Source organism: Rhodococcus sp. ACPA1, from assembly GCF_002300195.1.
Classification (GTDB): Bacteria; Actinomycetota; Actinomycetes; order Mycobacteriales; family Mycobacteriaceae; genus Rhodococcus_F; species Rhodococcus_F opacus.
The window spans coordinates 1,027,917-1,041,746 of the sequence record NZ_NSDX01000003.1; the positions used below are offsets into that span (position 1 = coordinate 1,027,917).

Here is a 13,830-nt window from a genome sequence, read left to right on the forward strand (position 1 = left end):
GCCCCGGATCTTTGTTCGCAGAAATACTTAAGTCTGTATTGATCAAAAGCGAAAGGTCGCCTACTGTCATCTGTGACGGCCCACACATCCGGCTTTCAGAGGGAGATGACATGTCACCAGCGACCACCGTGGAACCGTGCGATTTCGTCGTGTTCGGCGGAACCGGCGACCTGGCGGTTCGTAAGCTGCTTCCCGCGCTCTACCTGCGCGATCGGGACGGCCAGCTGCCCGCCGAAACCCGCGTGATCGGTGCCTCGCGAGCCGGTCTCGACACCGACGGCTACCGCGACAAGGTGCGAGGCGAACTCGCCCGGTTCGTGTCCGGCGATCAGCTGGATTCGGACACCTGTGAGCGATTTCTCAATCGCCTCGAATACGTCTCCGTCGACGCCGGGGACCCCGAGAACTGGGCGGGCCTGAGCGAGTGTCTCGCCGCCAGGGAAGGTGCGATTCGGGTCTTCTACCTGGCCTGCGCTCCCGGGCTGTTCGGGCCGATCTGTGAGAACCTCGCCCTGAACGGTCTCGCCGACGCGCAGTCCCGCGTCGTGCTGGAGAAGCCGATCGGACACGACCTCGCCTCGGCCCGCGCCGTCAACGACGCGGTCGGCGCCGTGTTCGAGGAATCGCAGATCTTCCGCATCGACCACTACCTCGGCAAGGAAAGCGTCCAGAACCTTCTGGTCACCCGATTCGCCAACACGTTCCTCGAGCCGCTGTGGAACTCTTCGTCCATCGACCACGTGCAGATCAACGTCGCCGAGTCGCTCGGAGTCGGCAGTCGCGGCGGCTACTACGAGTCGGCGGGTGCTCTGCGCGACATGCTGCAGAACCACCTCCTGCAGATGCTCTGCCTCGTCGCGATGGAACCGCCCACCTACGTCGACCGCGAGACCGTGCGAGACGAGAAGCTCAAGGTCCTTCAGGCCCTCAAGCCGATGAGCCCACAGGACGTCGAACGCTGCACCGTCGCAGGCCAGTACGGCCCCGGTCTGGCCGACGGGATCGCGGTCCCCGGATACCAGGAGGACGTCGAGAACCCGGAGAGCGCTACCGAGACGTTCATCGCCGTCAAGGCCGAGATCCAGAACTGGCGTTGGGCCGGCGTGCCGTTCTACCTGCGCACCGGCAAGCGCATGGACCGGCGCTGCTCGGAGATCGTGGTGCAGTTCAAGCCCGTCCCGCACCCCATGTTCCCCGGCAGCGAGGGCCACAGCGAACCCAACCGCCTGGTGATTCAGTTGCAGCCCCACGAGGGCATGCGGCTGCACATGACGGCGAAGGAACCCGGCCCCGGCGGTATCCGGCTCAAGCCGGTGTCGTTGGACCTCAACTACATCGAAACGTTCAAGCGTCCGTCGCCCGACGCCTACGAGCGGCTGCTGATGGACGTGGTCAGGGGTAACCCGACCCTGTTCATGCGCCGCGACGAGGTCGAGGCCGCCTGGGAGTGGGTCGAGCAGATCCTCGTCGGCTGGGAGAAGTCCGAGCGCGCCCCGCGCCGCTACCCGGCCGGCACCAACGGGCCCACCGACGCGACCACCCTGATCGAGCGCGACGGCCGCGCCTGGCACGAAGGAGTCACCGCATGACCGACGCACCCACACCGACGGCCGACGTGCACCCCGTCCTCGCCGCTGTCACCGAACGCATCATCGAGCGCAGCAAGCCCGAGCGCACGATCTACCTCGACCGTATCCGGGCGGCGGGGGACCGCGGCCCGGCGCGCGGCAAGCTGGCCTGCGCGAACCTCGCGCACGGCTTCGCCGCGTCCGGCCCGGCCGACAAGAAGGCGCTGCGCAGCTTCGTCAAGCCCAACATCGCGATCGTCTCGTCGTACAACGACATGCTGTCGGCGCACCAGCCGTTCGAGCACTTCCCGCGGCAGCTGAAGGCCGCGGTCATGGAGGCCGGTGGCATCGCCCAGTTCGCCGGCGGCGTCCCCGCGATGTGCGACGGCATCACCCAGGGCCGCGACGGCATGCAGCTGTCGCTGTTCAGCCGCGACGTCATCGCGATGGCGACGGCGATCGGACTGTCCCACGACATGTTCGACGGCGCCCTCATGCTCGGTGTGTGCGACAAGATCGTGCCGGGGATGCTCATCGGCGCCCTGGGTTTCGGTCACCTGCCGACGATCTTCGTGCCGGCCGGGCCGATGACGTCCGGTCTGCCCAACAACGAGAAGTCGCGCGTGCGGCAGTTGTACGCGGAGGGCAAGGCCGAACGCGAGGAACTGCTCGACGCGGAGGCGGCGAGTTACCACGGCGCGGGCACGTGCACGTTCTTCGGCACTGCCAACTCCAACCAGCTCCTCATGGAGGTCATGGGCCTGCACCTGCCCGGATCGAGCTTCGTGAACCCCGGTACCCCGCTGCGTGAGGCCCTCACGTCGGAGGCGGGTAGGCGCGTCACCGGTCTCACCGCACTCGGCGACGACTACACGCCGGTCGGTGAGGTCGTGGACGAGAAGGCCGTGGTCAACGGTTGCGTGGCGTTGCTCGCCACCGGCGGTTCGACCAACCACACGATGCACCTCGTGGCGATCGCCCGCGCCGCCGGAATCATCCTCACGTGGGACGACCTGTCGGAACTGTCCGCGGTGGTGCCGCTGCTCGCCCGGATCTACCCCAACGGTTCGGCCGACGTGAACCACTTCCACGCGGCCGGCGGACTCGGCTACGTCGTGTCGTCGATGCTGGACGCGGGACTGCTGCACGAGGACGTGAAGACCGTCGTCGGCCCCGGGCTCCGCCGGTACACCGAGGAACCGAAGCTGTCGGGCGAGGGCGTCGAATGGCAACCGGGCACGCGAATCAGCCTCGACACCAGCGTGTTGCGCGGACCGGAAGATCCGTTCGACGTCAACGGCGGGCTCAAGATGCTCACCGGAAACCTGGGTTCGTGCGTGATGAAGACGTCGGCCGTCCACCCGGATCACCGCGTGGTGACCGCTCCGGCCAGGGTCTTCGACGATCAGCTCGACTTCCTCGCCGCGTTCGAGGCCGGCACGTTGACCGGCGATTTCGTGGCCGTGCTCCGGTACCAGGGCCCGCGCGCCAACGGAATGCCCGAATTGCACAAGCTCACACCGGTACTCGGCGTTCTGCAGGACCAGGGCCGGAAGGTCGCGCTGGTCACCGACGGCCGGATGTCCGGCGCCTCCGGGAAGGTTCCCGCCGCCATCCACCTCACCCCCGAGGCGGCCGCGGACGGACCGCTCGCGCGCGTGCGTGACGGCGACGTCCTGACCGTCGATGCCGTGACCGGCTCCGTGAACGTGCACCTCGACGACGAGGAACTGGCCGCCCGCCCGGCGACCGGTCGTGCGCTCGGTGCCGACGAATGGGTCGGCACGGGGCGCGAACTCTTCGCCGGCCTGCGTGCCGCTGTCGGACCGGCGACCCAGGGCGCCAGCGTTTTCCACCCCCAACCCGTCCAAGGAGTATTTCAGTGAAGAACAGCCCCTCCCTCCTCGACCGCGTCCCGGTCATCCCCGTCGTCGTCGTGGACGACCTCGGCGACGCAGTGCCGGTGGCCCGCGCGCTGGTGGCCGGCGGCATCCCGATGATCGAACTGACCCTGCGCACGCCGTGTGCACTCGACGCCATCAAGGCGATCGCGAGCGAGGTGCCGGACATCTGCGTCGGCGCGGGCACGATCGTGGAACCGGTGCAGGCCGCGCAGGCGGCCGAAGCGGGAGCGCAGTTCCTGGTCTCGCCGGGTAGCACCGAAACTCTGCTGAAGGCGATGACGGATACCGGACTGCCGCACCTCCCGGGCGCGGCGACGGTCTCCGAGGTGCTCTTCCTGCTCGAGCACGGCTACCGCGAACTCAAGTTCTTCCCCGCCGAGGCGTCGGGTGGCGCGAAGTTCCTCGGCTCGATCCACTCACCCGTTCCGGCGGCACGGTTCTGCCCCACCGGCGGTATCTCGACGTCGAACGTCGGGGACTACCTGTCGCTGCCCAACGTCGGATGCGTCGGTGGATCCTGGCTCACGCCCGCCGACGCCGTGAAGCAGAAGGACTGGGACCGGATCAGCGGCCTCGCGCGTGAGGCGGCGGCACTCGCCCGGTAGAGCAAGAAGCGGCGCGGTACGGTGATGTCGTGCGCGACAGTGACAACGGTGACTCCCCGAGGCCGGGTTCTCAGTCCTCGCTGAAGTCCGCCAACCAGCACCGTGTGGTCCGCGCGCTCCAGACGTCGGGTGAGCTCACCCAGGCGGAGATCGCGCGCCGCACCGGGTTGGCGCCCGCCACCGTGTCCAACATGGTCAAGGAATTGACCGCGGCCGGGATGGTTGCCGTGCCGGGCGGCGACCATCCCGGCCAGCGGGGCCGTGCGGTGAAGCTGACCCGCAAGATGGGGCTCGCCGTCGGGATCGACTTCGGGCATCGCCATCTCACCGTGGCCGTCGCCGACATGGCACACGAGGTGCTCGCCGAGGAGCGCGTCGAACTCGGTGCAGGGCACCGCGCCGCGGACGGCGTGGTGCAGGCGGGCGCTCTTCTCGACGCGGCGCTCGATCGCCTCGGCTGCGACCGTACGTCCGTCCTCGCGGTCGGGATGGGTCTGCCCGCTCCGCTCGAGACCGACACCGGCGAGGTCGGTGGCCCGTCGATCCTCCCGGGGTGGGTCGGTGTCGATGCGGCCGCCATCGCGTCGGAGTATCTCGGCACCGCGGTGCACGTCGACAACGACGCGAACCTCGGCGTGCTCGCCGAGCACATGTGGGGAGCGGGCCGCGGAACCACCGATCTCGCCTACATCAAACTGTCCGACGGAGTCGGTGCCGGCCTCGTCCTCGACGGCCGGCTGTACCGCGGAAGAGGCGGCACCGCAGGCGAAATCGGCCATCTGACACTCGACGAGTTCGGTCAGGTATGCCGCTGCGGCAACCGCGGCTGCCTCGAGACCCTCGTCGCCTCGCACGTCGTGATCGGGTTGCTCGCCCCGAGTCGCGGTCCCGATCTCACCATCGCCGACATCGTCGCGATGGCCGAGGGCGGCGACGCCGCCTGCATCCGGGTGCTCGCCGACACAGGGCGGCACGTCGGCGTCGCGGTAGCGAGTCTGTGCAACCTCGTCAATCCCGAACGACTCGTCATCGGCGGCGAACTCGCGCTGGCCGGCGAACTTCTGCTCGGGCCGATGCGCGAGGTGGTCGGCCGCTACGCGGTGCCCAGTGCGGTCCGTTCCCTGGACATCCGCGTGGCCGAACTCGGCCCCCGGGCGCAGGTGCTCGGCGCCGTCGCGCTGGGTCTGCGATCTGCGCTTCCGGCCTGACTGTTCGCCGCTGAATTCTCCCACCAGTTCGTGGGGCGCACTCTGCGCACATCGCGGTGATCGCGTTCAAGGATGAACATTTGTGCGGTGAGGATCGTCTATTTGTGTTCACATCTTGACGGTTCCCCGTTTCGTTGCCTACTGTGTTCCGCACCACAACGAATGCGCTCTCGCGCAGGCCTCGGCTCGATCCGAGACTCGATCACCCCCTTGCTCACGAGGAGTCCCATGACTGAAAACGTCCTGTTGCCCGGCGCGGAATCGCCCGGCGACACAGCAGAGGGCACTTCGGTTCCCGTCCGTATCGCGGTCGTCGCCGCACTCGGCGGGTTGCTGTTCGGCTACGACAGTGCGGTGATCAACGGCGCGGTGTCGGCGATCGAGGGCAAGTTCCAGGTCGATTCCGCTCTCCTCGGATTCGCGATCGCCTCGGCACTGCTGGGCGCCGCGGCGGGAGCGATGCTGGCCGGGCGGATCGCCGACCGGTACGGACGCCTCGTCACCATGCGGGCCGCTGCCGTGATGTTCCTGCTGAGCGCCATCGGCACCGGATTCGCGGCCAACGTCGAGATGCTGGTGACGTTCCGGATCGTCGGCGGCATCGGTGTGGGTCTGGCCTCGGTCATCGCACCCGCCTACATCGCCGAGATCTCGCCCGCCCGGGTGCGTGGACGTCTCGGGTCGCTGCAGCAACTCGCGATCGTCACGGGCATCTTCGTCTCGCTCCTGGTCGACTATGCCCTCGCTGCCCTCGCCGGCGGGTCGCAGGAAGAACTCTGGTTCGGGCTCGAGGCCTGGCGCTGGATGTTCCTCGCGATGTGCGTGCCCGCACTGGCCTACGGACTGCTGTCGCTGACGATTCCCGAATCCCCCCGATATCTGATCGCCCAGGGCCGCCTCGGCGAAGCCCGCGGCATCCTCGCGGTCCTGCTCGGCGAGAAGGGCCTGGACCTCAAGATCGAGAGCATCCGGTCGACGCTGGCCCGTGAGACGCAACCGTCGATCCGTGATCTGAAGGGCTCCGCGTTCGGCCTGATGCCGATCGTGTGGATCGGTATCGGACTCTCCGTCTTCCAGCAGTTCGTCGGTATCAACGTGATCTTCTACTACTCCAGCGTCCTGTGGCAGGCCGTCGGCTTCGACGAGGGCAGCTCGCTGCAGATCACGGTCATCACGTCGGTGGTCAACATCGCCACCACCCTCATCGCCATCGCGTACATCGACCGTGTGGGCCGGCGACCGCTGTTGATCATCGGCTCCGCCGGTATGGCCGTGACGCTCGCGACCATGGCGTTCATCTTCGGAACCGCGTCCACCACCGTCGTGGACGGCGTCACGACGCCGCACCTGACCGGACTGCAGGGCCCGATCGCCCTCGTCGCCGCCAACCTCTTCGTGGTGGCCTTCGGAATGTCCTGGGGCCCCGTGGTGTGGGTCCTGCTCGGCGAGGCGTTCCCCAACCGCATCCGCGCCGCCGCCCTCTCCCTCGCGGCAGGCGCCCAGTGGGCCGCGAACTGGCTCATCACCGTGACATTCCCGTCCATGAAGGACTTCTCGCTGGGAATCTCCTACGGCTTCTACGCCGTGTGCGCCGTGCTGTCACTCGTCTTCGTCTTGCGCTGGGTCAAGGAGACGAAGGGCGTGGAACTCGAAGCCATGCAATCGGATTCGGTCGCATAAGACTCACCGAGCTATGAGGAAGACACCCGCGAGTACCTCACTCGTGGGTGTCTTCTTCGTCCTTCATCTGCTCGACCGCCGTCGCGGATTCGCTCACGATCGCGCGCATGGCCGCCTCCGCCGCGTCGGCGTCGCCCATCTGAATGGACGACGCCACCACGCCGTGCAGGCGGATTGCTTCGGTCTCGGCGACGTGCGGCATCAGCGAGTGCCGGGTGCGGCCCTCGAGCACCTCCACGACGATCTGCGACATCGCGCGCAACAGGGGATTCCCCGACGCGGTCAGCAGCGTGCGGTGAAAATCGGAGTCGTGGGCCAGGTAGGCGTCCGTGTCCGCGGCGCGGGACGTCGACGACATTCCGATGACGGCCGCCGTCAGCGCCCCGCACTGTTCCGGTGTCGCCCGTGTTGCCGCGAGACGCGCGGCGAGCGGTTCGATACCCGACCGCAGTTCGCTCAGGCTCGACAGTTGTTCGAACCGCTGCGGGCCGGCCAGCTTCCACCGAATCACGCTCGGATCCAGTGAATTCCAGTGCTCCTCACCCAGGACGGTGATCCCGACGCGACGTCGGACGGCCAGCAGTCCGAGCGATTCGAGAACGCGGACCACCTCGCGGACGACGGTGCGGGAGACGGAGTACTGGGTGACCACGTCGTCTGCGGAGATCCGGGTGCCGGGTGCGACGACTCCGGCCACGATGTCGCTACCGAGCCGATCGAGCACCGTTTCGTGCAATTGCCGGTACTCGCCGCCGTCTGCGTTGGTCATCCGCCGATGTTCCCACGGTTGCCCCCATTGAACACACGTTGGCGCGCGATTCAGACTCTAAGTAGTACTTAATCGGATTTGGCCTTGAAATCATATGGTTTATGAGGCAGAGTGACCTGAGTCACGAACAAGGGTCATTCCAACACCGATCTCCCTGGAGCAACAGAATGAGTACCGCGTCTCTACTCGCAGCGGCCGACAGTGCCGGCCACGACGCGCGGCTGATCACGGCCGCCGTCGTCGGCGTCGCCGTCATCATCGCGCTGATCACCTGGCTCAAACTCCATCCGTTCCTGGCGCTGTCGATCGGCGCCGTCGGCGTCGGTATCGCCGCAGGTCTGGGTGGGCAAGACTCGGTGAAGTCGTTCGTCGAGGGCTTCGGGGCCACCATGGGCAGCGTCGGAATCCTGATCGGATTCGGTGCCATGTTCGGCAAGTTGCTCGCCGATTCCGGTGGCGCCGACCGCGTCGTCGACACCCTCGTCGGACGAGCGGGCCCGCGGTCGCTGCCGTGGATGATGGCGCTGGTCGGCGCCGTGATCGGCCTGCCGATGTTCTTCGAGATCGGTCTCGTGCTGTTGATGCCCGTCATCATCCTGGTGGCACGGCGTTCGGGACTCTCGCTGATGCGGATCGCGATTCCCACGCTGGCAGGTCTGTCGGCCATGCACGGTCTCGTGCCGCCGCACCCCGGGCCACTGGTCGCGGTGGCGGCCCTGAACGCCAACCTCGGACTCACCCTCGCCCTCGGCGTCCTCGTCGCGATTCCCACCGTGGTCATCGCCGGGCCGCTGTTCAGCAAGCTGGCGGCACGCTGGGTGGACGTCCCCGTCCCCGAGCTCTACGTGACCGTCGAGGACCGGGAAGGCGCCGAGGCAGCCGCCGAGCGTCGCCGGCCCAGCTTCGCGGCAACCCTGTCCGCAATCCTGCTGCCTGTCGTCCTGATGCTGGGCAAGGCGATCGCCGACGTCATCGCCGCCGACTCGGAGTCGCCCGCGAAGGCGCTGCTCGACTTCCTCGGAACACCGGTCGTGGCCCTCGGACTCGCGGTGCTCGCGGGGATGGCGCTCCTCGGCCGGGGCGGCGGCATGGACCGCAAGGCCATCGCCGTCTCGCTGGAGAGTTCACTGCCCCCGATCGCCGGAATCCTCCTCATCGTCGGCGCCGGCGGCGGATTCAAGCAGGTCCTGATCGACACCGGCATCGCCGACGTGATCGCCGACGCGATCAAGGACAGCGCCCTTCCCGTGCTGTTCCTCGCCTGGCTCGTGGCCGTGCTCATCCGCGTCGCCACCGGATCGGCCACCGTTGCGACGGTGACCGCGTCCGGAATCCTCGCACCCGTCGCCGCCGAACTGACCTCCACGCACGTCTCGCTGATGGTGCTGGCGATCGGGTCCGGCTCGCTGTTCCTGTCGCACGTCAACGACGCGGGATTCTGGCTGGTGAAGGAATACCTCGGTGTCACGGTGGTACAGAACCTGAAGACGTGGACGGTGATGGAATGCATCATCTCCGTCACCGGTCTGGCCGGTGTCCTCGCACTGAGCGTATTCATCTAGAGGGGCTGAGAAATGTCGAGTGAGGTTGGTGAGATGCACGTGAGTACGCGCGAATCTGCAGGACGCACACCGCAGACCGCGGATCCGGTCCTGGTGCTGATGGGGGTGTCCGGGTCCGGGAAGTCGACGGTCGCGGGAATCATCGCCGGCGCCATGGGCTGGGACCTGCAGGAGGGAGACGCCCTGCACCCACCCGCGAATGTCGCGAAGATGGCGTCGGGGCAGCCGTTGACCGACGAGGACCGCTGGCCGTGGCTCGATGTCGTCGCGGGGTGGATTCGGGAACACACCGAGAACGGTCTTCCCGGGGTCATCACCTGCTCGGCGCTGAAGCGCAGCTACCGCGATGTGTTGCGGGGCGACAACGTCGTCTTCGTGCATCTCGCCGGGTCGCGGGCGCAGATCGGGGAACGGCTGACCGCCCGGCTCGACCACTTCATGCCCCCGTCGTTGCTGGACACACAGATCTCGACGCTCGAACCGATCGAGCCGGACGAGGACGCGATCGTGGTGGACGTGGGCGGATCGCCCACCCAGGTGGCGACCGAGATCATCGCTCGGCTGGAGGAGCGACTGGCTCGGTGAACCTCCGGCAATCGGACGAAAATCAGTCGAAGTCGCTCGGCAGCGGGCGACTTCGACTTACCGTGGCGGGAGGTCTCGGGGAGCGGACGTGACAGTTTCGGGTGCGTTTCTCTCCGGATCGCCCTAGGGTGTCCACTTGGCTGGACAAGCGTCCGATACAACGGAGGGCAGTATGCGAACGCGTGAATCGATCGTGTGGCACTGGGATGTCAGTCGGCGGGCGCGCATGACGTTCTGGTTTGCCAGGGCTTTCGTCAAACCGCTGTTCACGATATGGCCGACGACGGACCGCGGCATCGAACTGCTGGCGACCCTCGACGAGCTGATCGACCGGCTTCCCAAGCCGAAGGGCCTCGACATCGAGGCGATCTCGCTCGGCGGGGTGCCGTGCGAGAAGATCACCCATCCGCGACCCACGATCACGTCGATGGACGGCGCCACCATCCTCTACTTCCACGGCGGCGGATTCGTGTTCTGCGGGCTCGCCACCCACCGGGCACTGTGCGGACTGCTCGCCGCACGTTCGGGTGCGCCGGTCGTCTCGGTCGAGTACCGGCAGCTTCCCAAGGGTGCGATCGGGGCGTCCCTGGTGGACGCCATGACCGCGTATACCGAGGTGCTGAAGGTCTGCGACGACCCCAGCAGGGTGATCGTCGCGGGGGACTCGGCGGGCGGGTACCTCGCGATGAAGGTCGCGGAAGTTGCCGCGTTGCGGGGCCTCACCCGCCCGGCGGCCGTCATCGGGTACTCCCCGCTACTCAACCTCGACCTCGAGGATCACGACCCCGATTTCATGAAACGCGACGCGTACCTGCCGATGTCGCAGGTGGCCAAGCTGAAGGATCGCTGGCTGTCCGGGCCCGATCAGATTCCGGGAGCCCAGTCCCCGGTGAACGCGGATCCGGCACTGTTCCCGCCCGTCTTCCTCACCGCCGCCGAATACGAGATCATGCGGCCCGACGTCGAGATCATCACCGACAGGTTCGATCGCGAGGGACGGCAGATCGAGACCCACATCTGGAGTGGGCAGATCCACGCGTTCCCCGTGATCGGCAAGGTGCTGCGGGAGAGTCGCACGATCATCGGGCTCACCGTCGACTTCGCGTCCCGCGCGCTCACGGAGTCGAAGCGGCACTCGGCCTGAACGACCGGAACGGGTGGGCCTGTGCCCACCCGTTCCGCCGTCCGGGTCCTATGCGGGGTTGAGCACCCTGCGTAGCAGCGGTGACACCGTGATCAGCAATCCCAGCAGCGCGACTCCCGTGACGAGCACGAGGCCGGAGTGGAACTGGTGGAACCCGGCGCCACTGATGCCGGTGGCCGCGTGCGATCCGGCGGTGACGAGCGCGGTGGTGAGTGCCAGCACGAGCGCTGCACCGACCTGTGCGGACGTCTGCACGAGACCCGACGCCAACCCCTGCTCGGAGTCGTCGACGCCCGACGTGGCCTGGGCCATGATCGACGTGAAGCCCAGCGCGAAACCGACGCCCAACAGCAGCACGCTCGGCAGGATCGCGACCGCGTAGTGGGGCTGGTCGCTCCCCGCGAAGAGGAACCACAGGTAGCCGAGGCTCAACGAGGTCAGTGCCGCAATGATCATGCGTGCCGTGCCGAACGCGTCGATCAGGCGTCCGACGAACGGCGATCCGAAGGCCACGATGATGCCGGCGGGCAGGAGACCCAGCGCCATCTCCAGCGGCGACCATCCGAGCACCGACTGCAGGAAGATGGTCATCATGAACTGGAAGCTCAGGTAGGAGCCGAACAGCGCGACGATGCTGAGGTTCGCCCGCACGATCGAGCCGACCCGGAGGATGCTCAGACGCACCAACGGGTGCGCCACCCGGTTTTCCACGACGAAGAACGACGCCAGCAGGGCTGCGGCCAGTGCGAACGAGCCCAGCGTGAGCGGGTCGGCCCAGCCGCGGGCCGGTGCCGACACCACGGTGTAGACGGCGAGCAGCATCCCCGACACCAGCGTGGCGGCTCCCACGATGTCGTGTCCGCCGTTGTCGGCGGCGCGGTCGCGGGGGATCAGGATGGCGCCCGCGACCAGGGCGAGAACCGCGAACGGCACCGGCATCAGGAAGGTCCAGCGCCACCCGGCGCTGGTCAGCAGTCCGCCCAGGATCAGGCCGGACGAGTAGCCGCTGGCTCCGAAGACGGAGAAGATCGACAAGGCCCGGTTGCGGGCGGGCCCCTCCTTGAACGTGGTGGTGAGGATGGACATCGCGGTCGGCGCGGTGAACGCTGCGGCGAGTCCCTTCACGAAGCGGCTCGCGATGAGCAGCGTTCCGTTGTCGACGAGTCCGCCGACCAGGGACGCGATCGCGAACACGGTGAGTGCGATCAGGAAGACGCGGCGGCGTCCGAGAAGGTCGGCAGTGCGTCCGCCCAGCAGCAGCAGACCACCGAATCCGAGTACGTATCCGTTGATGATCCATTGGAGCGAGGTGGTGGACAGCCCCAACTCGGTTCCGATGGAGGGCAACGCGACACCCACCATCGAGACGTCGAGACCGTCGAGGAACATGACGAGGCACAGTACGGCCAGGACGCCCCAGAGGCGGGGTGTCCAGGCCTGGTCGGTCGACGGGGTGGCGGTGGCGCCCGACGAGGTGGCGAGGTCCGGGGTGGCGTCGCTGATAGTCACAGGAAGAATGTAGATGCACGTGCAATCAATGCGCAAGCACTAATTTCGGCTGCATTTAATTCGCTTGCACCTTTTTCGTGCGCGCGCTAGGGTGCGGTTCATGAGCTCTGAAGCAGACCTGCGCGGCACGTGGCGGCTGCTCGCGAGCAGATACAACTCGATCGCCTGCGAGTTGGATCGTGAGATGCAACACGCGCACGGCCTGAGCATGAGCGATTTCGAGACGCTCGACCGGTTGATGGACGCCACCTGCGAGCGACCGCGCATGCAGGATCTGGCGGCCGAGATGTACCTCAGCCCCAGCGCCCTGTCCCGGAGCGTGGCCCGGCTGGAGAAGGCGGGCCTGGTCGCGCGGGCGCTGTGCGAGGCGGACCGGCGAGGCGTGTTCGTCGACGTCACCGACGCCGGCCGCGACGTGCACGCCGACGCCAAGAAGATTCAGGTGGGCGTGCTCACCGAAAGGCTTTCGGACGCAACCTGACCCGTCAGGTCAGCGAGGTGGGTGTCGCGTAGTCGTCGGACGGGAATTCGCCGTCGACGACGGCTGTCACCACGGTGTTCTCGAGCGTGATCGCCCCTCCGTGATTGTCCAGGAATGCCGTGTCCGCGGCGTCGCGACCCGTCGCGATCCGCAGGAGTGCCGAACGCGGAGCCAATCGGGTCGCGTCGACCACACGCCATTCGTGATCGACGAACGCCTCGACGACAGCATGGAAGTCCATTGGATCGCACCCCGGCGCGTACACGGCCACCAGCCGCGCCGGAATGGTGACGGCCCGCAGAAGCGCCACCGTGAGGTGGGCGAAGTCACGGCACACGCCCGCCCCGGACAGCATCGTGTCGACGGCGCTGTCGGTGGATCTGCTCGAACCCGCCTGGTACAGCAGTCGCGATCCCACCCACGTGGTGATGTCCTGCAGTAGTTCCGGGTGCGGCTTGGACAGATTGAATTCGCCGCCGGTGAAACCGAAGAACTTGTCCGCCTCCGCATATCGGCTCGGGCGCAGATACTTCGACAGGTCGTAGTCGGTGACCGGAGGCGAATCGGCCTTACCTGCAACCGAAGCCGAGTACTCGACGTGCAGCGAACCGGGTTCGCTGTCCAAGAGGTGGACGCGAGTGCCGTGCTCCGCCACCATCTCTCGTGCCTCCACACGGTTCCCGTCGAGGGTGAACGTCAGCGATTCCGACAACTCCGAACCGGGGGTGCGGGCCACCGCGATCTTGAATTCGAGACTGGTGGCGTCGGTGACCTCGATGTCGAGAGTGGCGCTGACGTGACGTTTCATCAGCCCA

Annotated in this window: 12 protein-coding genes; 9 read left to right on the forward strand and 3 right to left on the reverse strand. The window is 67.2% G+C overall.

All coding sequences use genetic code 11. From position 1 onward, the window contains the following. The first annotated feature begins 110 nt into the window (after positions 1 to 110). From zwf to CJ177_RS15255, 5 genes are all read left to right on the forward strand, one after another. On the forward strand, positions 111 to 1,589 hold the full coding sequence (gene zwf, locus CJ177_RS15235) for a glucose-6-phosphate dehydrogenase (RefSeq protein ID WP_005251397.1): 1,479 nt from the start codon (positions 111 to 113) through the stop codon (positions 1,587 to 1,589). Continuing rightward, positions 1,586 to 3,454 (forward strand): phosphogluconate dehydratase, encoded by a 1,869-nt coding sequence (edd, locus tag CJ177_RS15240; protein WP_061041957.1) that lies wholly within the window; start codon positions 1,586 to 1,588, stop codon positions 3,452 to 3,454. The genes zwf and edd overlap by 4 nt, the downstream gene beginning before the upstream one ends. Next, positions 3,451 to 4,077, forward strand: coding sequence for a bifunctional 4-hydroxy-2-oxoglutarate aldolase/2-dehydro-3-deoxy-phosphogluconate aldolase (gene eda / locus CJ177_RS15245; RefSeq protein WP_061041956.1), 627 nt, complete (start codon positions 3,451 to 3,453; stop codon positions 4,075 to 4,077). Before edd ends, eda begins: the two co-directional genes overlap by 4 nt. Before the next feature lie 29 nt (positions 4,078 to 4,106). Beyond that, a complete protein-coding gene (locus CJ177_RS15250; protein ID WP_005251402.1) occupies positions 4,107 to 5,285 on the forward strand; it encodes an ROK family transcriptional regulator in 1,179 nt (392 codons plus the stop codon). Between the two features lie 228 nt (positions 5,286 to 5,513). After that, a complete protein-coding gene (locus CJ177_RS15255; protein WP_005251404.1) occupies positions 5,514 to 6,965 on the forward strand; it encodes a sugar porter family MFS transporter in 1,452 nt (483 codons plus the stop codon). Between the two features lie 37 nt (positions 6,966 to 7,002). Here CJ177_RS15255 and CJ177_RS15260 read toward each other — a convergent pair whose 3' ends face one another. Next, complete coding sequence (locus CJ177_RS15260) at positions 7,003 to 7,734, reverse strand: FadR/GntR family transcriptional regulator (protein ID WP_005251406.1); 732 nt, start codon at positions 7,732 to 7,734, stop codon at positions 7,003 to 7,005. A 167-nt stretch (positions 7,735 to 7,901) separates the two neighbouring features. On the opposite strand from CJ177_RS15260, the gene CJ177_RS15265 reads away from it, so the two are divergent. The 3 genes from CJ177_RS15265 to CJ177_RS15275 all read left to right on the forward strand — a co-directional run bounded on the left by CJ177_RS15265 (position 7,902) and on the right by CJ177_RS15275 (position 11,025). After that, positions 7,902 to 9,296, forward strand: coding sequence for a GntP family permease (locus CJ177_RS15265; RefSeq protein WP_005251408.1), 1,395 nt, complete (start codon positions 7,902 to 7,904; stop codon positions 9,294 to 9,296). Between the two features lie 33 nt (positions 9,297 to 9,329). Beyond that, complete coding sequence (locus tag CJ177_RS15270; RefSeq protein WP_005573887.1) at positions 9,330 to 9,881, forward strand: gluconokinase; 552 nt, start codon at positions 9,330 to 9,332, stop codon at positions 9,879 to 9,881. A gap of 172 nt (positions 9,882 to 10,053) precedes the next feature. After that, positions 10,054 to 11,025 carry an alpha/beta hydrolase gene (locus tag CJ177_RS15275; protein ID WP_025433210.1) on the forward strand — a complete coding sequence of 324 codons (972 nt, stop codon included), beginning with the start codon at positions 10,054 to 10,056 and terminating at the stop codon, positions 11,023 to 11,025. A 48-nt stretch (positions 11,026 to 11,073) separates the two neighbouring features. On the opposite strand, the gene CJ177_RS15280 is transcribed toward CJ177_RS15275, so the two are convergent. Beyond that, complete coding sequence (locus CJ177_RS15280) at positions 11,074 to 12,570, reverse strand: MFS transporter (protein WP_095868042.1); 1,497 nt, start codon at positions 12,568 to 12,570, stop codon at positions 11,074 to 11,076. A gap of 64 nt (positions 12,571 to 12,634) precedes the next feature. On the opposite strand from CJ177_RS15280, the gene CJ177_RS15285 reads away from it, so the two are divergent. Beyond that, positions 12,635 to 13,015 carry a MarR family winged helix-turn-helix transcriptional regulator gene (locus CJ177_RS15285; protein WP_061041969.1) on the forward strand — a complete coding sequence of 127 codons (381 nt, stop codon included), beginning with the start codon at positions 12,635 to 12,637 and terminating at the stop codon, positions 13,013 to 13,015. A 4-nt stretch (positions 13,016 to 13,019) separates the two neighbouring features. Here the strand turns inward: CJ177_RS15285 and CJ177_RS15290 are convergent, their stop codons facing one another. Beyond that, positions 13,020 to 13,823, reverse strand: coding sequence for a transglutaminase family protein (locus tag CJ177_RS15290; protein ID WP_061041953.1), 804 nt, complete (start codon positions 13,821 to 13,823; stop codon positions 13,020 to 13,022). Positions 13,824 to 13,830 lie beyond the last annotated feature (7 nt).

Coding starts and splice junctions, on each gene's coding strand:
- zwf (WP_005251397.1), top strand. CDS start 111: ATGTCACCAGCGACCACCGTGGAACCGTGCGATTTCGTCGTGTTCGGC.
- edd (WP_061041957.1), top strand. CDS start 1,586: ATGACCGACGCACCCACACCGACGGCCGACGTGCACCCCGTCCTCGCC.
- CJ177_RS15255 (WP_005251404.1), top strand. CDS start 5,514: ATGACTGAAAACGTCCTGTTGCCCGGCGCGGAATCGCCCGGCGACACA.
- CJ177_RS15260 (WP_005251406.1), bottom strand. CDS start 7,734: ATGACCAACGCAGACGGCGGCGAGTACCGGCAATTGCACGAAACGGTG.
- CJ177_RS15265 (WP_005251408.1), top strand. CDS start 7,902: ATGAGTACCGCGTCTCTACTCGCAGCGGCCGACAGTGCCGGCCACGAC.
- CJ177_RS15270 (WP_005573887.1), top strand. CDS start 9,330: ATGCACGTGAGTACGCGCGAATCTGCAGGACGCACACCGCAGACCGCG.
- CJ177_RS15275 (WP_025433210.1), top strand. CDS start 10,054: ATGCGAACGCGTGAATCGATCGTGTGGCACTGGGATGTCAGTCGGCGG.
- CJ177_RS15285 (WP_061041969.1), top strand. CDS start 12,635: ATGAGCTCTGAAGCAGACCTGCGCGGCACGTGGCGGCTGCTCGCGAGC.
- CJ177_RS15290 (WP_061041953.1), bottom strand. CDS start 13,823: ATGAAACGTCACGTCAGCGCCACTCTCGACATCGAGGTCACCGACGCC.